Annotated in this window: 19 protein-coding genes; 11 read left to right on the top strand and 8 right to left on the bottom strand. The window is 70.7% G+C overall.

Annotated elements, in window-relative coordinates; genetic code table 11:
* Positions 1-414 precede the first annotated feature (414 nt).
* On the top strand, positions 415-1,443 hold the full coding sequence (locus tag ACIRQP_RS09555) for an ArsR/SmtB family transcription factor (RefSeq protein WP_403885949.1): 1,029 nt from the start codon (positions 415-417) through the stop codon (positions 1,441-1,443).
* Here ACIRQP_RS09555 and ACIRQP_RS09550 read toward each other — a convergent pair.
* Positions 1,413-2,570 (bottom strand): alkaline phosphatase PhoX, encoded by a 1,158-nt coding sequence (locus ACIRQP_RS09550; protein WP_403885946.1) that lies wholly within the window; start codon positions 2,568-2,570, stop codon positions 1,413-1,415. The two genes, ACIRQP_RS09555 and ACIRQP_RS09550, sit on opposite strands and share 31 nt — an antisense overlap.
* A 315-nt stretch (positions 2,571-2,885) precedes the next feature.
* On the opposite strand from ACIRQP_RS09550, the gene ACIRQP_RS09545 reads away from it, so the two are divergent.
* Positions 2,886-3,665, top strand: a complete 780-nt coding sequence (locus ACIRQP_RS09545) for a sulfite exporter TauE/SafE family protein (RefSeq protein WP_403885943.1) — start codon at positions 2,886-2,888, stop codon at positions 3,663-3,665.
* A gap of 97 nt (positions 3,666-3,762) precedes the next feature.
* Here the strand turns inward: ACIRQP_RS09545 and ACIRQP_RS09540 are convergent, their stop codons facing one another.
* From ACIRQP_RS09540 to soxR, 4 genes are all read right to left on the bottom strand, one after another.
* Positions 3,763-4,356 (bottom strand): class F sortase, encoded by a 594-nt coding sequence (locus ACIRQP_RS09540; protein WP_403886364.1) that lies wholly within the window; start codon positions 4,354-4,356, stop codon positions 3,763-3,765.
* 335 nt (positions 4,357-4,691) lie between these two features.
* Entirely contained in the window at positions 4,692-5,315 is a 624-nt protein-coding gene (locus ACIRQP_RS09535) for a hypothetical protein (RefSeq protein WP_403885940.1), read from the bottom strand.
* Between the two features lie 270 nt (positions 5,316-5,585).
* Entirely contained in the window at positions 5,586-6,380 is a 795-nt protein-coding gene (locus tag ACIRQP_RS09530) for an aminotransferase class IV (RefSeq protein WP_403885937.1), read from the bottom strand.
* Between the two features lie 179 nt (positions 6,381-6,559).
* Entirely contained in the window at positions 6,560-7,015 is a 456-nt protein-coding gene (gene soxR, locus ACIRQP_RS09525) for a redox-sensitive transcriptional activator SoxR (RefSeq protein ID WP_403885934.1), read from the bottom strand.
* 52 nt (positions 7,016-7,067) lie between these two features.
* Here soxR and ACIRQP_RS09520 point away from each other — a divergent pair, with 52 nt between their 5' ends.
* From ACIRQP_RS09520 to ACIRQP_RS09500, 5 genes are read left to right on the top strand one after another with little or no spacing between them, the layout of a single operon-like run.
* Positions 7,068-7,703 (top strand): NADPH-dependent FMN reductase, encoded by a 636-nt coding sequence (locus ACIRQP_RS09520; RefSeq protein ID WP_403885931.1) that lies wholly within the window; start codon positions 7,068-7,070, stop codon positions 7,701-7,703.
* A 46-nt stretch (positions 7,704-7,749) separates the two neighbouring features.
* A complete protein-coding gene (locus ACIRQP_RS09515) occupies positions 7,750-9,597 on the top strand; it encodes an ABC transporter ATP-binding protein (protein ID WP_403885928.1) in 1,848 nt (615 codons plus the stop codon).
* Positions 9,594-11,552 (top strand): ABC transporter ATP-binding protein, encoded by a 1,959-nt coding sequence (locus ACIRQP_RS09510; protein ID WP_403885925.1) that lies wholly within the window; start codon positions 9,594-9,596, stop codon positions 11,550-11,552. Before ACIRQP_RS09515 ends, ACIRQP_RS09510 begins: the two co-directional genes overlap by 4 nt.
* 48 nt (positions 11,553-11,600) lie before the next feature.
* On the top strand, positions 11,601-11,930 hold the full coding sequence (cutA, locus tag ACIRQP_RS09505; protein WP_403885922.1) for a divalent-cation tolerance protein CutA: 330 nt from the start codon (positions 11,601-11,603) through the stop codon (positions 11,928-11,930).
* A complete protein-coding gene (locus tag ACIRQP_RS09500; RefSeq protein ID WP_403885919.1) occupies positions 11,927-12,418 on the top strand; it encodes a gamma-glutamylcyclotransferase family protein in 492 nt (163 codons plus the stop codon). The genes cutA and ACIRQP_RS09500 overlap by 4 nt, the downstream gene beginning before the upstream one ends.
* 32 nt (positions 12,419-12,450) lie before the next feature.
* Here ACIRQP_RS09500 and ACIRQP_RS09495 read toward each other — a convergent pair whose 3' ends face one another.
* The 3 genes from ACIRQP_RS09495 to ACIRQP_RS09485 all read right to left on the bottom strand — a co-directional run bounded on the left by ACIRQP_RS09495 (position 12,451) and on the right by ACIRQP_RS09485 (position 15,414).
* The gene (locus ACIRQP_RS09495; RefSeq protein ID WP_403885916.1) at positions 12,451-13,194 is read right to left on the bottom strand and encodes a vancomycin high temperature exclusion protein; all 744 of its coding nucleotides are present in this window, start codon (positions 13,192-13,194) and stop codon (positions 12,451-12,453) included.
* 72 nt (positions 13,195-13,266) lie between these two features.
* Entirely contained in the window at positions 13,267-13,470 is a 204-nt protein-coding gene (locus tag ACIRQP_RS09490) for a hypothetical protein (RefSeq protein ID WP_403885913.1), read from the bottom strand.
* A gap of 462 nt (positions 13,471-13,932) precedes the next feature.
* Entirely contained in the window at positions 13,933-15,414 is a 1,482-nt protein-coding gene (locus ACIRQP_RS09485; protein WP_403885910.1) for a peptidoglycan D,D-transpeptidase FtsI family protein, read from the bottom strand.
* A gap of 183 nt (positions 15,415-15,597) precedes the next feature.
* Between ACIRQP_RS09485 and ACIRQP_RS09480 the strand changes: the two genes are divergently transcribed.
* From ACIRQP_RS09480 to ACIRQP_RS09465, 4 genes are all read left to right on the top strand, one after another.
* The gene (locus ACIRQP_RS09480; RefSeq protein WP_403885907.1) at positions 15,598-16,971 is read left to right on the top strand and encodes a deoxyguanosinetriphosphate triphosphohydrolase; all 1,374 of its coding nucleotides are present in this window, start codon (positions 15,598-15,600) and stop codon (positions 16,969-16,971) included.
* A gap of 253 nt (positions 16,972-17,224) precedes the next feature.
* Positions 17,225-18,502: an NAD(P)/FAD-dependent oxidoreductase gene (locus ACIRQP_RS09475; RefSeq protein WP_403885904.1), complete on the top strand. Its 1,278-nt coding sequence runs from the start codon at positions 17,225-17,227 to the stop codon at positions 18,500-18,502.
* 80 nt (positions 18,503-18,582) lie between these two features.
* On the top strand, positions 18,583-20,493 hold the full coding sequence (dnaG, locus tag ACIRQP_RS09470; RefSeq protein ID WP_403885901.1) for a DNA primase: 1,911 nt from the start codon (positions 18,583-18,585) through the stop codon (positions 20,491-20,493).
* Between the two features lie 452 nt (positions 20,494-20,945).
* Entirely contained in the window at positions 20,946-22,157 is a 1,212-nt protein-coding gene (locus ACIRQP_RS09465; protein ID WP_403885898.1) for an RNA polymerase sigma factor, read from the top strand.
* Positions 22,158-22,287 lie beyond the last annotated feature (130 nt).

Below are 22,287 nucleotides of genomic sequence, written 5' to 3'. Positions count from 1 at the left end.
GGGGCGGCTCCGGGGCACAGAGAGGGGGCGGGCACCTTGTGCGGAGGTGCCCGCCCCTTCGTCATGTGCGGGTGGTGAGTGCCGTGTTGAATTGTCCGCCGGGTAACGGCGGGTAACAGCTGGAGCGCGACCGGTGGATCCCCACCCACCGGTCGCGCTCCTTTTATGCGGGCCGGACATGGAGCCGCAACCTCGACCGACCGCCGCCGAGCGGGCAAAGCCCCCCACGGCCTTCGCCACGCCTATTCGGTGGTCCAGGTTTCATGCCCGACGAGGTACAGCTTTTCGCTTCGCGCTCGCTACCGCGAAGCGTTTCAACTGTGGCCGAAACACCGTGGTAACAGCCCGTGACGACCTGCATACTCAGTGCTGAGGGTTGCTGGGGAGATAGTGGACGCAACAGGTGGAGATTTGATGCTGCGTATTCATTTCACCGGGAAGGACCTCGGCGGGGTCCGGATGGCCGCCGGGCCCGACCCGCTGTGGGAAACGATTCTCAGCTTTCATCGAATAAGAGACCGGCGCGGTCCGCTCGCCTACGGGGAATGGCGCAGGGAAACGCGGACCCGGTTGAATGGTGAAACAGGTCTGCTCTCCGCGCTCGTTCCACAACGCGGTTATTTCCCGGATTTCCTGACGCCTGCTCAGGGGCGGCTCGGCTTTGACGCGGGCCTGGAAGCGGGCCTTGAGGCACTGCACGCCACCCCGCGGGAAAGAATCCACGCCGAACTGACCCTGCTCGCCGCGGGCAATGAGCGCGGCAGAGACCCGGGTGGACGGCTGGCCCCGCTCGCCGACGGCGGCCCGCGCCGCCTCGGCCGGCTCGTCGAGACGCTGCGTACGTACCACCGGGCCGCCGTCGAGCCGTACTGGCCCCATATCCGGGCGAGGGCCGAGGCGGACCGGGCGCTGCGCGGCCGCGCGCTGCTCGACGGCGGCGCGGACGAACTGCTCTCCACGCTGCCGCCGATGCTGCGCTGGCGCTCCCCGGTGCTGGAGGCCGACTACCCGGTGGACCGCGAACTGCGCCTGAACGGGCGGGGGCTGCTGCTCCAGCCGTCGTTCTTCTGCCGCTCCACGCCGGTCGTCCACCGCGACCCCACGCTGCCGCCCGTCCTGGTCTATCCCGTCACACATTCCGACGCGCCCGCCGTCACGGAGCGTGGCGGACCCACGCTCGGCCGGCTCGTCGGGCATACGCGTTCGGCCGTTCTGCGTGCCATCGAGCACGGCTCGACGACGAGCGAGCTGGCCCGCAGAACCGGCGTGTCGCTCGCCTCTGCCAGCCAGCACGCCTGCGTCCTGCGCGAGGCGGGGCTCGTCGTCACCCTTCGGCACGGCAACGCCGTCCTGCACACCCTCACCCCGCTGGGCGCCGCCCTGCTGCGGGGCGGCGGTCACGCGGCGGGGCTCTACGCCCGGAACGGCCCGGTGACCTCGTAGGTGATACCGCCGGACGAACTCCCGCTGGTACCGCGCTGGCTGGAGAAGTAGAGCCGCTTGCCGTCGGGGGAGAAGGCCGGTCCGGTGATCTCCGAGCCGGACTGGCCGCCGATCCGCAGGAACGGCGCGACGACATCGTCAGGGGTGATCACACAGATCTCCATGTTCCCGCCGTCCTCCGCGACGAAGAGGTCGCCGGAGGAGGAGCCGGTGACATTGTCGACGCCCGTCAGCGGCGCCGAGCCGGAGACGAGCGAGTCGTCGTAGGCCAGCTCGATGGTCCCCGCGGCCACGTTGTACTGCCAGACCCGGTTGTCGCCCTTGGTCGTGAACCAGCAGGTGTTGTCGGTGTAGTAGCAGCCCTCGCCGCCGTTGAAGCGCTTGGCGCCCGACACCTGGTTGCGGGTGGCCGTCGAGGCGCCGCTCGGGTCGGGGACCGTCGCCCAGCTCACCGGGCCGCTCGTGCTCGTACCGGCGACGAGCACTTCGAGACGGCCCGCCGACAGATCGCCCCACGTGGTGGGCGTGAAGCGGTAGAAGCAGCCGTCGGTGGTGTCCTCGGTGAGATAGATGGTCCTGCGTACGGGGTCCGCGGCGGCGGCCTCGTGCTTGAAGCGGCCGATCGCGTCGCGGCGTACCGGCGCCTTCACGCCCCACGGGTCGGTCTCGTAGACATAGCCGAGGTCCACCTCCTCGCACGAGAGCCAGGTGTTCCACGGAGTCGTGCCGCCCGCGCAGTTCTGCCGGGTGCCGGAGAGGATCCGGTACGCGGCGGTGATCGCGCCGGTCGAGGAGAAGCGGACGGCGCTCGCGCCGCCCGACGGGTTGATCTCCGAGTTGGAGACATAGATCCAGCCGGTGCCGTCGGCGTAACAGGCGCCGCCGTCCGGGGCGCTGTGCCAGCTGTACGACGTGCCGGGGACCTGCTGCCCCGACCGGGCGATGACCCGGCTGGTGAATCCGGCGGGCAGACGGATGTTGTTGGCGTCCGCCGTGCCGAGTGCTCCGTAGGGGCCCGCGCCGGGCTGGGCGGGCGCGGCGTAGGCGGCGCCGCGCCACAGGGTGCCGCCGAAAGCCGCGGCCGAGGTGCCGATGACCGCTCCGCGCAGGAAACTGCGACGTTCCACTGGTCGCTCCATGGTGGTGTCGTGACCGCCCCGGGGCGCCGGCCGACGTCACGGGGTCGCGCGTCGCAGGAGCCTAGGGGATATGAATGGCCGCCGTCTGAACGAGCGGTGAGAAGTCGGGATTCCGGTCGTTCGCCGGCTGAGTGTGGAGGCCGGGCAGACCGAGCGAGGAGGCAGGGAAGAGCGAGCGTGGAGGCCGGGAGGCCCGAGCGTGGAGGCCGGTCAGACCGAGGGTGGAGGCTGGGAGGCCCGTTTATCTCACACTCTCCCTTGATCCATGGACGGGGCACACATCCCGTCCATAGGGTCGCGATCATGCCCGACATATCGCTGGCCATGCTCGTTGTGCTCTGCCTCGCCGCCGGGGCGGCCGGCTGGATCGACGCGGTGGTGGGCGGGGGCGGGCTGCTGCTCCTGCCCGCGATGCTCCTCGGACTGCCGCACGTACCCGCCGCGCACATCCTCGGCACCAACAAGGCGGTCGCCATCGTCGGTACCTCGGGCGCGGCGGTGACCTATCTGCGCAAGGCACCGGTCGAGGTGAGGACGGCCGTACGGATCGGGCTCGTGGCCCTCGCCGGCTCGATGACCGGTGCCTTCTTCGCGGCGGGGATCAGCAGCGAGGTGTTCCGGCCCGTGATCATGGTGGTGCTGCTCGGTGTGGCCGCCTTCGTCCTGCTGCGGCCGTCCTTCGGCGGGACGCGGGCGGGCGGCCCGGTCACCCGGGCGCGTACGGTCACCGCGATCGTGCTGGTCGGCGGCGGGATCGGCTTCTACGACGGGCTGTTCGGACCCGGTACAGGAACGTTTCTTGTGCTCGCGCTCACCGCCGTACTCCATCTCGATCTGGTCACGGCCTCCGCCACCGCGAAGATCGTGAACGTCTGCACGAACGCCGGCGCGCTCGTGATGTTCGCCTACCAGGGCACCGTGCTGTGGCAACTGGCCGCGCTGATGGCGGTGTTCAATCTGGCGGGCGGGATGATCGGGGCGCGGATGGCGCTCCGCAAGGGGAGCGAGTTCGTGCGCGGGGTGCTGCTGGTGGTGGTGTTCTCGCTGGTCGCGAAGCTCGCGTTCGACCAGTGGAAGGCATGAGCGCGCCGGCGGGAGCGAGGCGGGAGTGGGGCGGGGCGGGAGTGGGGCGGGAGCGTGTTGGCGGGACCGGGGCCCTGCCCGGTGCTGTTCCCCGGTGCTATCTCGTGCCGACGAGATGCGCGTACGCCACGACATTGCCCTGGTAGCCGCCCTTCTTGGAGAAGCCGCCCCCGCAGGTGATCACCCGTAGCTCCGCACGGTCCGTGGCCCCGTACACCTTGCGGTCGGGGAAATCGGCGTTGTCGTAGGCCTCAAGCGCGTCGACCGTGAAGACGGCGGTACGGCCGTCCGCCCGGGTCACCTCGATGTGATGGCCCTTCTTGAGGGTGCCCAGCTCGTAGAAGACGGCGGGTCCTTGCGCGTTGTCGACATGACCGGCGACGACCGCGGTCCCCTTGGCGCCCGGGGTGGCGCCGTCCTTGTACCAGCCCACGATGTTCCGGATGGCGGACGGCGGTACGACGAGGCTGCCGTCGCGTCCCAGCCCCAGCCCGAGGACCTGCGCGTTCACCGAGATCTCGGGGATGCTCAGACGCACCGGGGCCGAGGGCCGCAGCGGAGCGGCGGCGGCCTCGGTGTGGCTGCCGGGGCCCGCGGCGAAGGCCTCCGCGGCGCTCGGCGTGGGCGGGGTCACGGGCTCCGAGCCGTTCTGGACGAGCCAGATCCCGACACAGACGGGAATGGCTATCAGCCAGCCCGAGCCTCCGCCTCTGGTCCGGCCCCCGGCTCCGCACGCGCACGCGGCTCTGCCGCCTCCTCCGCATATGGCGCCGCACCCGCACCCGGCTCCGTACATGCCTCTGACTCTGCGCCTGGCCCTGGCGGTCATCAGTTCTGTTCTCCCGTGTTGGTTTCCCGTGTTTTCGTTTCCCGTGCTTCCGGTCGTGCGGACGGCCCGCTGGTCGTCTTTCCGGTCGTGCGGACGGCTTCTGGATCTGTGAGGGGAGAGGTTCCCCGCCCCCGTCAGCGATGAGCGTGACGGGGACGGGGACGCGGGGCGGGACCGGGGCGGTGGAGGCCGGCCCGTCAGCTTGCCTGCGCGCCGCTCGCCCGGCGACGCAGGAGCCAGGTCCCGCCGACGGCGGCTGCGGCCAGAGTGGCCACGCCCGCCGCGATCTGGGGGGTGTCGGGGGCGACGCTGCCGCCGACCCCGGTTTTCACATGGCCGCTCGGCCCGCCGTGCTCCACGAAGAGCTCGCCGCGGGCCTCTCTGCCGTTGTCACACCGCACGCGAATGGTGTGGGTTCCGGTCCTGGCGTGGCGCGCCACCCGGAACTCTCCGGCCACGGCGTCCTTGGGGGCGGCGCGATCGAGTCGGAAGTCCCCGGCGCCGACGGACTGGGCGAAGCCCCGGCCGTTGCCTCCGCGTCCGCAGGCGGCGGTCCTGGCGACGACGGTGGTACCGGGGCGTACGAACTTGGGGGACAGCTCCAGCCGGGCCGGCTTCCCACGGTCACGCCCGTCGTCCCTGCCGCTGTCGGGTCCGCTGTCGGGCCCGCCGTCCCAACTTCCCTCCCGGCCGTCGTCACGGACGCCGTCCCAGCCACCGTCGCGGTCCCCGGCGGCAGCCGCCGTGGTGCCCGCGACGGTCAGTGCTATCGAGGCGGCTGCCAGGGCGGTTCCGGTCATCAGGCGGGCGGTGGTGGGCATGGTGGCATCCTCCGAGGCTGGCGACAGCGCGGTACTCGTCTTCCTCCGAGATAAGGCGCCCCGGGGCGCGCACGCCTGCTGAGGGGCGATCAGATTGGCCCCGCGGGGGCCGGGTGCCGGGCCCGCGCGCCGGTGTCGTCGCAGGTCACGGCGGAGCGGCGGAGGCCGTCGGCGTCGCCGCCCGTGCCGCGCCGAACGGGTGACCCGGCGCGGCGCGGGCGACGACGCCGGGAAGCCCGCTCCGGTCCCGGTACGAGGCTGTTCCGTCGCTCAGACGCGGTCCCACTCCACCCCGTCGTACAACTCGGTCACCCTCTTCAGCAGCGCCGCGTCCCCCGGGAAGACCGTGTCGTCGATCCGGCCCACCGGGGCGATCCCGTGCGAGTTGGTGACCAGGGCCGCCCGGTACCGGGACAGGTCCGTCAGGGTGACCTCACGGCGTACCGAAGGCAGACCGGCGGCCGGGAGACGGGGCTCCACCAGCGCCATGGTGATACCGGTCAGGACCGGCGCGTCCGGCCAGACCACCGCGTCGCCGTCCCAGAAGGCGATATTGGCGATCGCGGCCTCGGCCACCACCCCGTTCTCGCCGGTCAGCAGCGCGTCGTCGAAGCCCGCCTTCCTGGCCACCCGCCCGTAGTGGACCTGGGCGAAGCCGCCCAGATGCTTGACGTGCGCGACCGGGCGCAGATACGGGACGGACATCAGGCTCCGCGCCCGGCCGTCCGGGGCCGCGGGCGGCCGTACCGTCACCATCAGGCTCGCCTCAGCCGCCCCGTCGGGCCAGTGCACGTAGACCCGCGCCGAGGCGTCCCGTATGTCACCGAGCGCGTGCCGGAGCAGGGCACGTACGCGCTCGCCGTCCAGGCCCGCGCCGAACAGCTCCCGGGTCGAGGCGTCCAGCCGGGCGAGATGGAGGTCGAGACCGCGTACCCGGCCGTCCCTGATCTGCATGGCGGTGAAGTGCCCGTAGGTGTCGAGCGCGCGGAGCCGCAGGTCGGCCTCGGTGGCGGGCCGGCCGTCGACCTCTATCAGCAGCTGTGGTGCGGTAGCGGAAGTCGTCATGCGCCACACGGTATGCCGGTCGCCCGCGGGCCCGGGAGCGCGGAGAGCGCACAGAGCACGGAGAGCGTGGAGAGCGCACAGAGCACAGAGCACAGAGCACGGAGGTACGGAGGTACGGAGGTACGGAGGGACGGCGCCCCGGACTCAGTCCTCGACTCGATCGGTCAGTCTCGATCAGTTCAGTCCTCCATCAGCCGATGCGGCCCCGGACCGTGCGCCGCCAGTTCGTCGCCGGGGTTGGAGAGCACGCAGCGGTCCAGCGACAGACAGCCGCAGCCGATGCAGTCCGCGAGGTTGTCGCGCAGCCGTCGCAGCGTACGAATGCGCCGGTGGAGGTCGTCGCGCCAGCACTCGGAGATCCGCGCCCAGTCCTCCCGCGTGGGCGTACGGTCCTCCGGAAGCAGCGCCAGGACGTCACGGATCGTGGCGAGCGGGATGCCGAGGCGCTGCGAGGTACGGATGAAGGCGACCCGGCGGAGCGTGTCCCGGCTGTAGCGGCGCTGGTTCCCGGTCGTGCGGCGGCTGCCGATCAGCCCCTCGCGTTCGTAGAAGCGCAGCGCGGAGGGGGCGACGCCGCTGCGTTCGGCCAGTTCACCGACGGTGGCTTCCTTGGCGTTCCAGGCGAGATGCGTCATGCCGGCCAGGGTAACTTGACCTGAACCATGGTTGAAGTACGACGCTCTTCCCATGGACCTCACCACGCGGGAATCCGCGATCACAGCCCTGCCCGGACACGCCGAGAACGATGGCAGGCTGCGGCTCGCCGTCATCCTGGGCAGTAACCGCGAAGGCCGCTTCGGCCCCGTCGTCTCCGACTGGTTCCTCTCCCGGGCCACCGAGCACCAGGACTTCACCACCACATTCGTCGATCTCGCCGACACCGACCTGTCGGCCCCCCTCTCCTCCCGCCCAGGACCCGCCGTACAAGCGGAACTCGACAAGGTCACACCTGTGCTGGCAGCCGCCGACGCCTTCGTCGTCCTCACCCCCGAGTACAACCACTCCTTCCCCGCCGCCATCAAGGCGCTGATCGACTGGCACTTCGTCGAATGGCAGGCCAAGCCCGTCGGCTTCGTCTCCTACGGCGGGATGTCCGGCGGACTGCGCGCCGTCGAGCAACTGCGCCAGGTCTTCGCCGAGATGCACGCCGTCACCATCCGGGACACGGTCTCCTTCCACAACGCCTACGCGCACTTCGACGCCGAGGGCCGGCACCGGGACCCCGCGGAGTGCGACGCCGCCGCGCGGACGATGCTCGACCGGCTCGCCTGGTGGGGGCTGGCGCTGCGCGAGGCCAAGGCCGCCCGCCCGTACGCCGGTTGACGACGGCCGCGCCGCCCACCCACTTCGAACACGGGGGACACAAGAGATGTCTGTCCTGATCCGCCTGCTGGGCGACCGGCTGCGCCCCTACACGGGGACGCTCGCCCTGGTCGTCCTGCTCCAGCTGATCCAGACGCTGTCCACGCTCTATCTGCCCACCCTCAACGCCGACATCATCAACAACGGTGTGCTGACCGGTGACACCGGCCATGTGCTGTCCACGGGCGGTGTGATGCTCGCCGTCACCCTGCTCCAGATCCTCGCCGCCGGGGCGGCCGTGTACTTCGGGGCCCGGGTCGCGATGGGCGCCGGCCGCGATCTGCGGTCCGCCGTCTTCTCCCGGGTGCAGGACTTCTCCGTCCGGGAGATGGGCCGGTTCGGCGCCGCCTCGCTGATCACCCGCACGACCAATGACGTCCAGCAGGTCCAGACGCTGACGGGGATCGGGCTGACCATGCTGGTCGCGGCCCCGCTGACCTGTGTCGGCGGGATCGCGATGGCCGTCAGGCAGGATGTGCCGCTCTCGCTGCTGCTGCTGATCTTCGTACCGCTGCTCGGCGGCTGTCTCGGCCTGATCGTCCGGCGGATGCCACCCCTCTTCCAGGGCATGCAGCGGCGTATCGACCAGGTCAACCGGATGATGCGGGAGCAGATCACGGGGGTGCGGGTCATCCGGGCCTTCGTGCGCGACACGCACGAGCAGCGGCGGTACGCCCGTGCCAACCGGGAGCTGATGACCGTCGCCCTGCGGACCGGGCGGCTCACGTCCGTGATGCTGCCGACGGTCGTACTGGTGTGGGAGCTCGCGACCGTCACGATTGTCTGGGTCGGCGGTCATCGCCTCGACTCGGGTGCGTTGCAGGCCGGTTCGCTGATCGCCTTCCTCAGCTATCTGATGCAGATTCTGATGGCCGTGATGATGACGGTCTTTCTGCTGATGCAGCTGCCGCGCGCGGCGGTGAGCGCCGAGCGCATCCAGGAGGTCCTGGAGACCGAGCCGTCCGGGGCCCAGATGTCGGGAGCCGCGTTGTCCGGGGCCCAGATGCCGGGGGCCGCGTTGTCCGGGGCTCGGCTGTCCGGTCCGTCAGGGGCTCGGCTGTCCGTGCCTCAGCTGTCCGGGGCCGGTCCGTCCGGGGCTCAGCCCGCCGAGGCCGGCCGGCTGGAGATCAGGGGCGCCGGATTCCGCTATCCCGGAGCCGAGGAGCCCGTGCTGCGCGCGGTCGATCTGACCGCGCTTCCCGGCCGTACGACCGCCGTCGTCGGCTCCACGGGCAGCGGCAAGACCACCCTGCTCAATCTGGTGCCGAGACTGCTCGACACGACCGAGGGCGAGGTACGGATCGGGGGCACCGACATCCGGGCCATGGACCCGGCCCTGCTCGCCCGTACGGTCGGATTCGTACCGCAGAAGCCGTACCTCTTCTCCGGAACGGTCGCCTCCAACCTGCGTTACGGCAAACCGGACGCGACCGACGACGAGCTGTGGCGGGCGCTGGAGACCGCCCAGGCGGCCGGATTCGTGGCCGCGCTGGAAGAGGGCCTGGACGCGCCGGTCGCCCAGGGCGGCGCGAATCTCTCCGGCGGACAGCGCCAACGTCTCGCCATCGCACGGGTGTTGGTCGCCCGCCCCGAGATCTATCTCTTCGACGACTCGTTCTCGGCGCTGGACTACACCACCGACGCGGCGCTCCGGGCGGCGCTGGCCGAAGAGACCGCGGGAGCGACCGTGGTGATCGTCGCCCAGCGCGTCTCCACCATCCGCGGCGCCGACCGGATCGTGGTCCTCGACGAGGGCCGGGTCGTCGGCACCGGTACCCACGAACAGCTCATGCGGGACAACGACACCTACCGGGAGATCGTCCTCTCCCAGGTCAGCAAGGAGGAAGCCGCATGAGCGCTCCCGAACGCCGGCGGCCCGCGCCACAGCGTGGCCCCGGTACGGTCGCGGGACCGTCCCTCGAACGCTCCCTGGACTTCCGCCGGTCCGCCGTCCGTCTGCTGCGGATGATGGCGCCCGAAAGGGCGCTGCTGCTGGGCGTGCTCGCCACCGGAACGGCCGCCGTCGCGCTCGCCGTCGTCCTTCCGAAGATCCTCGGCCACGCCACCGATCTGGTGGTCTCCGGTGCCGGTGGTCCGCATGGTGTCGACTACCCGGCGGTGGCACGGGTCCTCGCCGTCGTCCTCTCCCTGACCGCCGCCTCCGCCGCCCTCAGCTGGGTGCAGATGCGGCTGACGATGGAGGTCGTCCAGCGGGCCGGCTACCGGCTGCGCGAAGAGGCGCAGACGAAGCTGTCCCGGGTGCCGCTCTCGTACTTCGACAAACAGCCGCGCGGCGAAGTCCTCTCCCGCACCACCAATGACATCGACAACATCACCCAGACCATGCAGCAGGCGTTCGGCCAGATGGTGCGCGGTGTGCTGACGCTCGTCGGCGTGCTGGCGATGATGTTCTGGATCTCACCGTCGCTGGCGCTGATCGTCCTGGCGACCGTGCCGGTGTCGGTCCTGGCGGCGGTACGGATCGGTAAGCGTGCCCAGCCGCAGTTCGTCAGGCAGTGGGCCGTCACCGGCCGGCTCAACGGTCATGTCGAGGAGATGTACACCGGCCACGCCGAGGTGCTGGTCTTCGGCCGGAAGCGGGAGGCCGTCCGTACCTTCGAGGAGCACAACGAGGAGCTCTACGAGGCGAGTTTCCGGGCACAGTTCATCTCGGGGGTCATCCAGCCCGCGCTGAGCTTCGTCGGCAATCTGACCTATGTGCTGATCGCGGTGGTGGGCGGGCTGCGGGTCGCCTCGGGGACGCTGTCCATCGGCGATGTCCAGGCATTCGTCCAGTACTCGTACGAGTTCAACGGACCGGTCACCCAGCTCGCCTCCATGGCCAACCTCCTCCAGTCGGGCGTCGCCTCCGCCGAGCGGGTCTTCGAACTGCTGGACGCGGAGGAGGAGTCGTCCCCGGCGGCGGGCACAGGTACCGGCACAGGCACAGACACACGTACGGGCGCAGGCATGGGTACACATACGGGCACAGGCACACAGAGAGGCTCGGCGGACCCGGCCTCGGACCCGGCCTCGGACCCGGCCTCGGACCCGGACCCGGGCACAGGTCCTGGGACGGTCTCGTTCGAGAAGGTGTCGTTCCGGTACGAGCCGGCGAAGCCGCTCATCGAGGACGTGTCGCTCGTCGTGGAGCCGGGCCAGACGGTCGCCATCGTCGGACCGACCGGCGCGGGCAAGACCACGTTGGTCAATCTGCTGATGCGGTTCTACGAGGTGACGGGCGGCCGGATCACGCTCGACGGCGTCGACATCGCGCGGATCCCGAGGGAGGAACTGCGGTCGGGGATCGGCATGGTCCTCCAGGACACCTGGCTCTTCGGCGGGACGATCGCGGACAACATCGCGTACGGCGTGCCCGGTGACGTCTCGCGTGAACGCGTCGTCGCGGCGGCGCGCGCCACGCACGCGGACCGGTTCATCCGTACGCTCCCCGACGGCTACGACACGGTCGTGGACGAGGAGGGCGCGGGACTCAGCGCGGGCGAGAAGCAACTCCTCACCATCGCACGGGCGTTCCTCGCCGAACCGGCCATCCTGGTCCTGGACGAGGCGACCAGCTCGGTGGACACCCGCACCGAAGTCCTCATCCAGCGGGCCATGTCCTCCCTGCGGTCGGGCCGTACGAGCTTTGTGATCGCACACCGGCTCTCCACGATCCGGGACGCGGACGTGATCCTGGTGATGGAGAACGGCGCGATCGTCGAACAGGGCTCGCACGACGAGCTGCTGGCGGCGGAGGGCGCGTACGCGCGGCTGTACGCCTCGCAGTTCGCGGCTCTCGCGGTGTAAAGTCCCCCGGCCCTCCACCGATCGTCCGGAACCCGAAGGAGTCCGCTCGTGCCGCTCGCCGAGTGTCTGACCGTACTGACCACGACCGACAGTGCCGACAAGGCGGAGCTACTCGCCCGGGGCGTGATCGAGGCCGGTCTCGCCGCCTGCGCGCAGATCTCCGCGCCGGTCACCTCCGTGTACCGCTGGCGGAGCGCGATCGAGACCAGCGAGGAGTGGCAGATCCTCTTCAAGACCACCGCCGCCCGTTATGACGCGCTGGAGGCCCATCTGAAGGAGGCCCACGACTACGAGACACCGGAGATCATCGCCACGCCGGTGGTGCGGGGGAGCGCCGAGTATCTGGCGTGGATCGCCGAGGAGACCGTCGCACCATGAGGGTCGGGGCCGAGTCCGGGGCCGGGAGCGAGTCCGGGGGCGGGCTTCCGTTCTTCGTCTACGGCACGCTGCGGCCCGGCGGGCCCCATCACGACCTCTGCCTGCGCGGACGCCTGGCCGAAGAGGAACCGGCCAGGCTGGCGGGAGCGCTGCTGTACGACGGCCCCGGCTATCCGTACGCGATCGAGGCCGCCGGTACGGCCGCCCCTGGCGCGGTCGCCTCCGGTACGGTCGTCGGCGAGCTCGTCGCGGCGAAGCCGGGGGAGTATGACGAACTGCTCACCGCACTCGACGAGTTGGAGGGGTACGAGGCCCCCGACGATCCGCGCAACCTGTACGTACGGGTGGCCCGCGACGTCCTGCGGGCGGACGGCACTCCAGTCAGGGCCTGGGTGTATTTCGCGGCGCCACGCGTCGCCCGCGCGCTACGGGCGCACGGGCGGCTGATCGCCGACGGCGACTGGCTCGCCCATATTCGCCCGCGCTGACCGGGCCCGGATGGGGGTCGCCACATCAGGCGTCAGCGGGCGCCGCCGCCCGCCGCCAGTGCCTCTGCCACCCCCGTCTCGGCCGGTCCGAGGAACATGGGATCCGGCCGGAGCACCGCCTCCGCCGCCGCCTTCCCCGAGGCGAACACCTCCCGTATCCCGCCGTAGTACCAGGTCGCGTCATGCGGCTCCGCGACACCGACGCCGTACGACTCGACCCCCGCCGCCCCGCAGAGCGCCACCGCACGCCGGACATGGAACCCCTGTGTCACCAGCACCGCCCGGTCGACCCCGAATATCTTCTTGGCCCGTACGCAGGAGTCCCAGGTGTCGAACCCCGCGTAGTCGCTGACGATCCGGTCGTCCGGCACTCCGCGCGCGACCAGATACGTCCGCATCGCGTTCGGCTCGTCGTACTCCTCCCGGCTGTTGTCCCCGGTCACCAGCACGACCTTCACCTTCCCCGTGCGATACAGCTCCGCCGCCGTGTCGAGGCGGTGCGCGAGATACGGCGTCGGCCGGCCGGACCACAGCCCGGCCCCGAAGACCACGGCCACGTCCCGCGCCGGCACGTCGGCGACCGTACGGATCCGGCTGTCCGCGACCGCGTGCATCCACGTCGCGGGCGCCAGCGCGAGTACGCACCCGAGCATGACGGCCTGCACGAGGTGTCTCCGGCGACGCCGCGTGAGCTGGAAAGCACGCAGCCGTAGTGCGCGCAGCCGTGACGTACGCGGCCCTGGCGTACGCAGGCGTGACAGCTTCGGCAGTGGCATGGTCTCCCCTGGGTGGTCCCGGATTCCCCGTTCATCCCGCTCTCTGCTCTGTACGACGATCGACGGCGCCGATCAGTTCGCGGATATGTCCGCTGGTGTCCAGGCCGCCACCAGCAGGGATTCGGTCGCCGCCGACGCGTAGACCGCCGCGGCCGGCCAGGCCAGGGCGAAGCCGCCGGGGTCGGCGGGCAGCAGCCGGCCCAGCACGTCATGGCGGCGGTCCGCCGCCGCGTCCGTCAGCGCCTCGACCCGCTGCGCGCCGGTGGTGAGGCCCACCGCCCGCAGCCGGCTTGGCAGTCCGATACCCGCCCGTTGTCTCGATCCAGCCCATGGCAGGACCCCTCCCCGACCTTCTGGCTCCGAACTGTCATTACAGTAAGTGACGGGTCTGACAACGCCCCCGCGCCGCCGGTGAGATGGGGGAGAACCACCGTCACCACCGCGCAACCCTCCGGCAATCAGGACCCGCCACGATCGGTTCATGACGGAGCCGGCACACCACCGCATGTCACCCCCACAACCCCCCACACCCCCACCACCCCCCGCACCGGCCACGCGCGAGTTATGGGACGAGGAGCCGTTCCCCTTCGACACCGCGGGGCAGTTGTTCACCCGGATCGCCGAGCGACTCGGTCACCAGCTCAGCCATGTCGCACGGGACGGAACCCGCAGAGATACCCGCGGCGACACCCCCGCCTCCCCTGGTCCCGCTCCCGCGAGCCCCGGTGAGAGCGGCGTTCACCCGTCGAGTACGGCCTTCATGACGCTCTTCGCGATCGGAGCGCCGAGCTTGCCGCCGGAGATGTCCGCACGGGAGATGTCCATATCCGTGGGGTCGATGAAGACAGCGACCGCGACGGAGGCGTCGCCCTTCTGACCGTAGGAGACGAACCAGCCGTACGGCACTTCCTCGCTGACATCGACCCCGCGCTGCGCGGTGCCGGTCTTCCCGCCGACCGTGACGCCGTCGATCAGCGCTCTCTTCGCGCTGCCCTCCTCGGCGGTGAACTCCATCATCTCCCGCACCTGTTCGGCGGTGTCCTTGGAGACGGCCCGGCTCTTCATCACGGGCTCGTGCTTCTCCAGGGTGGAGAGATCGGGGCCGCGCAGCTCCTCCACGATGTAGGGCTGCATCAGTTTGCCGCCGTTGGCGAGGGCCGCGGTCACCATGGCCATCTGCATCGGGGTGCTGGTGAGACTGCCCTGGCCCATGCCGGTCAGCGCGGTCCCCGGCCGGTCCAGCTTGTCGGGGTAGAGGCTCTTGGTGGCCAGCATGTCCCCGAAGTCGTCGGAGTAGACGTCGGCGTTGAACCCGAACTTCTCCGCTGTCTCCCGCATCTTGGCCGCGCCCACCTTGGCCGCCGCGTCGAGGAAGACGTTGTTGCAGGAGTACTGCATGGCGGTCTTCAGCGAGGCCCTGTCGCACACCTCGTCGCCCGCCTCACTGCCGATCTTGTTGTTGGAGAGCGGCAGGGGATACGGGGACTCGGCGTCGGAAGGGGCGTCGATGTCCGTGACCACGCCGTGCTCCAGGGCCGCGGCGGCCGTCAGGATCTTGAACGTGGAGCCGGGCGGATAGGTCTCCCGCAGCGCGCGGTTGGCCAGCGGCTTGCTCTTGTCGGCGTCGAGCGCCTTGAACTTGTCGCCTTCCTCGAAGGACAGTCCCGCGAAGACGGAAGGATCGTAGGAGGGCGTGGAGACGAGCGAGAGGACCTTGCCGGTCCGTGGATCGAGGGCGACGACCGCGCCCCGGGCGCCGAGGCCGGTCAGCCCCTTGTAGGCGGCCTTCTGCGCCTTCGCGTCGATGGTGGTGATCACATCACCGCCGCGTGGCTTCTCGCCGGTGAGGACGTCCAGGGCGCGCCCGAAGGCGAACCGGTCGTCCTGTCCGCTGAGTACCTTGTCGTACGTCTTCTCCAGCAGGGACATGCCCTGGGCCTGCGAGGCGTAGCCGGTGACGGGGGCGTACATCGGCCCCTCGCTGAAGATCCGCCGGTAGGTGAACTCCGCGTCCCTGACTTCCCGCGAGCCGGTGACCGGCCGGTCTCCCACGATGATGTCCCCGCGCGGCTGCGAGAACTGGGCGATCTTCACCCGGCGGTTGTTCTCGTGGTTGGCGAGGCTGTCGCTCTGGACGAACTGAAGCCAGTTGGCCCGCACCAGCAGGGCGAGTACGAGCACCCCGCAGAAGATGGCGATACGCCTCAGCGGCTTGTTCATCGAGTTCTCTCCTCTCCCACGCACCCGCGCGGTCACTTCCACACACTCGCACGTGGTCACATATTCGATCTTCCTGGTAAGGATGCGGCGTATCGTCCAGCGGTTCCGGCGAGTCGGCGACGCCCGTGCGGGAAGCCGCGCCGGCTTCCCGCACCTGTCACCCGCGCCGGTTACCTTCGGTGCATGGCAGGCACCACCGACACCACCGCACCGCACTTCCCGGAACCGGCCCATGGGTACGACGACGCGGCCACCGAGCGCTGGGCACCCGAACCCGACAAGCGTCCGGGCCGCACCGAGTTCCAGCGCGACCGGGCGCGCGTACTGCACTCCTCCGCGCTGCGCAGGCTCGCGGGCAAGACCCAGGTGGTGACGCCCGGATCCCGCAGCCAGGAGTGGGACGCCAGCCCCCGTACCCGGCTGACCCACTCCCTGGAGTGCGCCCAGGTCGGCCGCGAGCTCGGCGCGGCGCTGGGCTGCGACCCGGATCTCGTCGAGGCCGCGTGTCTCTCCCATGACATGGGTCACCCGCCCTTCGGCCACAACGGCGAGCAGGCGCTCAACGACTTCGCCGCCGACTGCGGCGGCTTCGAGGGCAACGCGCAGTCGCTGAGGCTGCTGACCCGTATCGAGCCGAAACGTTTCGTCCGGTCCGACGCGGTGGCCCCGGCCACACACGCGGCCCCATCCGCCGGCTTCGACGACGGCGGCCTGATCAGCGTCGGCCTCAACCTCACCCGGGCCGCACTGGACGCCGCCACCAAATACCCCTGGCCGCGCGGCGCACACCCCACCGAGCCCGGCTCGGCGAAATTCGGTGTGTACGAGGACGATCTGCCGGTCTTCACCTGGGTCCGCAAGAGCGCGCCGGCGGACCGCACCTGCTTCGAGGCACAGGTCATGGACTGGTCCGACGACGTGGCCTACTGCGTCCACGACTTCGAGGACGGGCTGCACGCGGGCCATGTCGACCCCGCCGCGCTCGCCTCCGCGTCCGAACGGAGCGAGATCTGGGCGGTGGCCATCGGCCGCTACGTACCGGCCGGCACGGACCCGGGGGAGTTGTCGGCCGCCCTCGACCGGCTGATGGCACAGGAGTGGTGGCCGCACGCCTACGACGGCTCCGCCGTCGCGCAGTCCCGGCTGAAGGACGCCACCAGCCAGCTCATCGGCCGGTTCTGCGAAGCCGCCGAGGGCGCCACCCGCCGGGCGTACGGCACGGGCCCGCTCACCCGGTACGCCGCCGAGCTGGTCGTCCCGCGCGAGGCCCGGCACGAGTGCGCGGTCCTCAAGGCCGTCGCCGACCGCTATGTCATGCAGCGCGCCGAACAGGAGGTCCTCCGCGCCGACCAGCGGATCGTGCTGGCCGAACTGGCGGGCGCGCTCACGGCCCGCGCCCCCGAGGGCCTCGATCCGCAGTTCCGCGCGCTGTTCGACGCCGCTCCTGACGACCGGGCGCGCAAACGCGTCATCGTCGACCAGATCGCGTCACTCACCGACGCGGCGGCCCGTTCCCTGCACGCGGGGCTCACCGGCCACCGCTCATCACCGCTCTGACACCGCTGCGCGACCACCGCGCACCCGTGCGGCCCGCGCGCACCCGTGGATGGTCCAATGAGTGGTGCTCCGATGAAGGTGGTGCAATGAATGAGTGACATGCGCCCCTCATGCCTCACAGCTCCTGATCATCGGTTGCACGAGAGTAGCCGGATCACAGCAGTGAGACATGCCCGTGGAGCGCTCCCTCTTTCGCCATCACGCTCCGTGCGGGACGCTCGCAGATGGCGGCAGCGCGAAGAGGAGGCATCAAGTGGTCGACGCACATCGGACATTTGTCATCGTCGGCGGTGGACTCGCCGGGGCCAAGGCGGCGGAAACCCTGCGCGCGGAAGGGTTTACCGGCCGGGTGATCCTCATCGGTGACGAACTCGACCATCCCTATGAACGCCCGCCGCTGTCCAAGGGTTATCTGACCGGTTCCGAGGAGCGGGACAGCGTCTTCGTGCACGAGCCCGCCTGGTACGCCCAGGCCCAGGTGGAGCTGCATCTCGGCCAGACCGTCACCTCCATCGACCGGGACACCCGGTGCGTACATCTCGGCGACGGCGCCTCCGTACGGTACGACAAGCTGCTGCTGGCCACCGGCGCGGAACCGCGCCGCCTCGACATCCCCGGCACGGACCTGGCGGGCGTCCACCATCTGCGCCGCCTCGCGCACTCCGACCGGCTGCGCCAGGTGCTCGTCTCCCTCGGCCGCGACAACGGTCATCTGGTGATCGCGGGCGCGGGCTGGATCGGCCTGGAGGTCGCCGCGGCGGCCCGCGGCTACGGCGCCGAGGTCACCGTCATCGAGACCGAGGAGACCCCGCTCCTGCGGGTCATCGGCCCCGAGCTGGGTCAGCTGTTCACCGATCTGCACCGGGAGCACGGCGTACGGTTCCACTTCGGTGTCCGGCTCACCGAGATCACCGGACAGGACGGCATGGTCCTCTCGGCCCGTACGGACGACGGCGAGGACTACCCCGCCCACGATGTGCTCGCCGCGATCGGCGCCGCCCCGCGCACGGCCCTCGCCGAAGCCGCCGGTCTCGCTCTCGCCGACCGCGCGGACGGCGGCGGGATCGCCGTGGACGCCGCGCTGCGCACCTCCGACCCCGATATCTTCGCGGCCGGGGACGTGGCCACCTTCCCGGTCTCCGGCTGGGGCGCCCCGCTCGCCACCGACCGGGTCCGCGTCGAGCACTGGGCCAACGCCCTCAACGGAGGCCCGGCCGCCGCCCGCGCCATGCTCGGCAAGGACGTCGTCTACGACCGGATCCCGTACTTCTTCTCCGACCAGTACGACCTCGGCCTGGAGTACTCCGGCTGGGCCCCGCCCGGCTCGTACGACCAGGTGGTCGTGCGGGGCGACACCGGAAAGAGGGAGTTCTGCGCGTTCTGGCTGAAGGACCGCAGGGTGCTCGCCGGGATGAACGTCAACGTGTGGGACGTCACCGAGGACATCCAGCGCCTCATCCGTTCCGGTGCCCGGCAGGATCTCGACGCCCTCGCGGACCCGGGGGTCCCGCTCGGCTCGCTGAGCACCTGACCCGGTCCGACGGACGCGGCGGCACCGGCCGTGTACCGGACGGGTCCGTGGGTGTCGGTACGTCCCCGTAGAATTCACGCGTGGCCGGCAGGATCAACGATGACGACGTGAAGGCGGTTCGGGACGCGGTCCCGATCGACGCCGTCGTGTCCGACTACCTTCAGCTGCGCAGCGCGGGCGGTGGCAACCTCAAGGGCCTCTGCCCGTTCCACGACGAGAAGTCCCCCTCCTTCCAGGTCAGTCCGAGCAAGGGTCTCTTCCACTGCTTCGGCTGCCAGGAGGGCGGGGACACCATCGCCTTCGTGATGAAGATCGACCATCTCTCCTTCTCCGAGACGGTCGAGCGGCTCGCCGCCAAGGCGGGCATCACCCTCCGCTACGAAGAGGGGGGATACAACCCGGCGAGCCAGCGTGGCGAGCGCACCCGCCTGGTGGAGGCGCACAAGATCGCGGCGCAGTTCTATGTCGATCAGCTGTCCGGCCCCGAGGCGGAGATCGGCCGGAAATTCCTCGCGGAGCGCGGTTTCGACCAGGCGGCGGCCGAGCATTTCGGTGTCGGTTACAGCCCCGTCGGCTGGGACCACCTCACCGGTTTTCTCCGCGGCAAGGGATTCACCGACAAGGAGCTGCTGCTCTCGGGCCTCTCCCAGGACGGCCGACGCGGTCCCATCGACCGCTTCCGCGGCCGGCTGATGTGGCCCATCCGCGACATCTCCGGCGAGGTCGTCGGCTTCGGCGCGCGCAAGCTGCGCGAGGACGACAACGGCCCGAAGTACCTCAACACCCCCGAGACGTCGATCTACAAGAAGTCCCAGGTGCTGTACGGCGTCGACCTGGCCAAGAAGGACATCGCCAAGGTCAGCCGCGCCGTGGTCGTCGAGGGATACACCGATGTGATGGCCTGTCATCTGGCCGGGGTGACGACCGCCATCGCCACGTGTGGCACGGCCTTCGGCGGCGACCACATCAAGATCCTCCGACGGTTGCTGATGGACAACGGCAGCGCCCGGGTGATCTTCACCTTCGACGGGGACGCGGCGGGTCAGAAGGCCGCGCTGCGTGCCTTCGAGGACGATCAGAAGTTCGCCGCCGAGACCTATATCGCCATCGCCCCCGACGGGATGGACCCGTGCGAACTGCGGCTCGCCAAGGGCGACGAGGCCGTCCAGGACCTGGTTCAGCCGCGTACGCCGCTCTTCGAGTTCGCGATCCGCCAGATCGTCTCCCGGTACGACCTGGAGACACCGGCGGGCCGGGCGGCGGCCCTGGACGAGGCGGCGCCGATCGTTGCCCGGATCAAGAACGGCTCCTCGCAGCACGAGGTCGCGGTCCAGCTCGCCGGCATCCTCGGCATCCTCGACACCCAGTTCGTGGTCAAGCGCGTGGCGCAGATGGCGCGCTGGGCGCGCGACCGCGGCGGCCGGGGCCCGGCGCATGCCCCCGAGCGCCGCGCGCAGCAGTCGCAGTCGTACGGGACGCAGCCCTCGCAGGGACCCACGGGCCCCGCGCTCAACCTCCGTAGCCCCGCCCACCGCACCGAGCGCGAGCTGCTGAAGCTCGCCCTCCAGCGGCCCGAGCTGGTTTCCCCGGCCTTCGACGCCTACGGCGAGGACGAGTTCACGGCCCCGCCGTACGCCGCCGTACGCCGCGCCATAGATGACGCGGGCGGCGCCGAGCAGGGCCTGGAGTCCGCCCCCGAGTATCTGGCCAGGGTCCGCGACGCCGCTCCGAACGACGCGGTGCGCGCCATGGTCACCGAGCTCGCGGTGGAGGTCTTCCACGGCAAGACGATCGACGAGGTCTACGCGGGCCAGCAGCTCGTCCAGGTCAGGCTGCGCGCCGTCGACCACCGCGTCCGCGAGGTGACCGGCACGCTCACCCGGCTGGGCACGCAGTCCGATCCGGACCATTACGCGGCCGTCCAGAAGGAACTGTGGGTGCTTCAGCAGTACGGCCAGTCGCTGCGCAACGACGGCGCCGCCGCCCTGTAGGCCCTGTCTGACAAATCCCGCCTGGCTCGCGACGCCTGGCACGCGCGCTCGCTGCGTTGTCGGGCTCGTCCACGTACGGCCGGGCCATCCACAACGCCGACCCTCCGCCTTGCGATCGCACGCACCAGACGCCGCGAGCCCCGCCCTCCGGGCGGACGGCGCCATGTGTCGGACACGGCCCAGACCGCCTCCCGGCCTCCACGCGGTAACGGCGCGGTTACGTACAGGGCGCAAAAAGTCACCGCACGCCCCTCGTGGCAGCGATATGTCGTACCCCACACTGGGGTGCGGTGCCTGAGTTCACCGGAGCGCGGCCGGCCTACCGACGGTGGGCGCCTCACCCCCGCGGATCCGCTCATCGTGTACGGGACGGAAGGCGGCCCGGCCGTCCTCGTCCCGCTGCCGTACGCCCCCGCCCCGAACCGGCAGCGATCACCTGGAGGTCGCCCCCCGTGCAGACCCAGACCCAGACCCTCACCGAGGCGTTAGACACGCCCCCGGCCGCGCCTCCGTCAGCGCCACCGGCCGCGCCCGCGCACGCCCCATCCGCCGCGTCTCCCGTCGCGCCCCCGGCCGGCCTCGCGCCCGCCGTCCCCTCGCAGAGCCGCGCCGCGCACCACCCCGAGACGGCCGTACCGGTGGCGGAGACAGAGCCTCCCGGGACCGCCGAGGAGCCGCTCACCGAGCACCCCGTGGAGGTGCCCCTCGTGCCCGAGCCCACGGGCCGGCCGGGCAGTCGTGCCGACACCGGCGGACCTTCCTCCGATCTCTTCCGCCAGTACCTGCGGGAGATCGGGCGGATACCGCTGCTCACCGCCCTCGACGAGGTGGACCTCGCCCGCCGGGTCGAAGCCGGCCTCTTCGCCGAGGAGAAGCTGAGCACCACCCCCGATCTGGACTCCCAGCTGGCCCTGGACCTCGACCGGCTGGTTGTGCTGGGCCGGATGGCCAAGCGTCGTCTCATCGAGGCCAATCTGCGGCTGGTCGTCTCCGTGGCCAAGCGCTACGTCGGCCGCGGACTGACCATGCTCGATCTCGTCCAGGAGGGAAATCTCGGCCTGATCAGGGCAGTCGAGAAATTCGACTACGCCCGCGGCTACAAGTTCTCGACGTACGCGACCTGGTGGATCCGCCAGGCGATGTCCCGGGCGCTCGCCGACCAGGCCCGCACCATCCGCGTCCCGGTCCATGTGGTCGAGCTGATCAACCGCGTCGTACGCGTCCAGCGCAGACTGCTCCAGGAGCGCGGCTACGAGCCGACCCCCGAAGAGGTGGGCGCCCAGCTGGAGCTGGCCCCCGACCGGGTCAGGGAGGTGCTGCGGCTCTCCCTGGAGCCGGTCTCCCTGCACGCCCCGGTGGGGGAGGAGGAAGATGTCGCGCTCGGCGATCTGATCGAGGACGGCGACGCCGCGTCCCCCGTCGAATCGGCGGCCTTCCTGCTGCTGCGCCAGCATCTGGACGCCGTGCTCTCCACCCTCGGCGAGCGTGAGCGCAAGGTCGTCCAGCTGCGGTACGGACTGGCCGACGGCCGGCCCCGCACCCTGGAGGAGATCGGCAGGATCTTCGGCGTGACCCGTGAACGCATACGCCAGATCGAGTCGAAGACGCTCGGCAAACTCCGCGACCACGCCTACGCGGACCAGCTCCGCGGCTACCTGGACTGAGGCCGCGAGCCCGGAGACCCGAGCCGCGAGCCCAGTGACCCGAGCCCGAGACGTGAAACGGGCGCCGCGCCCGTACCCACCCGAAGGCGGAAACGGACGCGGCGCCCGGAACCACGGACCCACCAGCCGC

Source organism: Streptomyces sp. NPDC102274, from assembly GCF_044766385.1.
Taxonomy (GTDB): domain Bacteria; phylum Actinomycetota; class Actinomycetes; order Streptomycetales; family Streptomycetaceae; genus Streptomyces.
Note: the sequence above shows the minus strand (reverse complement) of the source record. Positions and strands in the feature narration are given on the sequence as shown.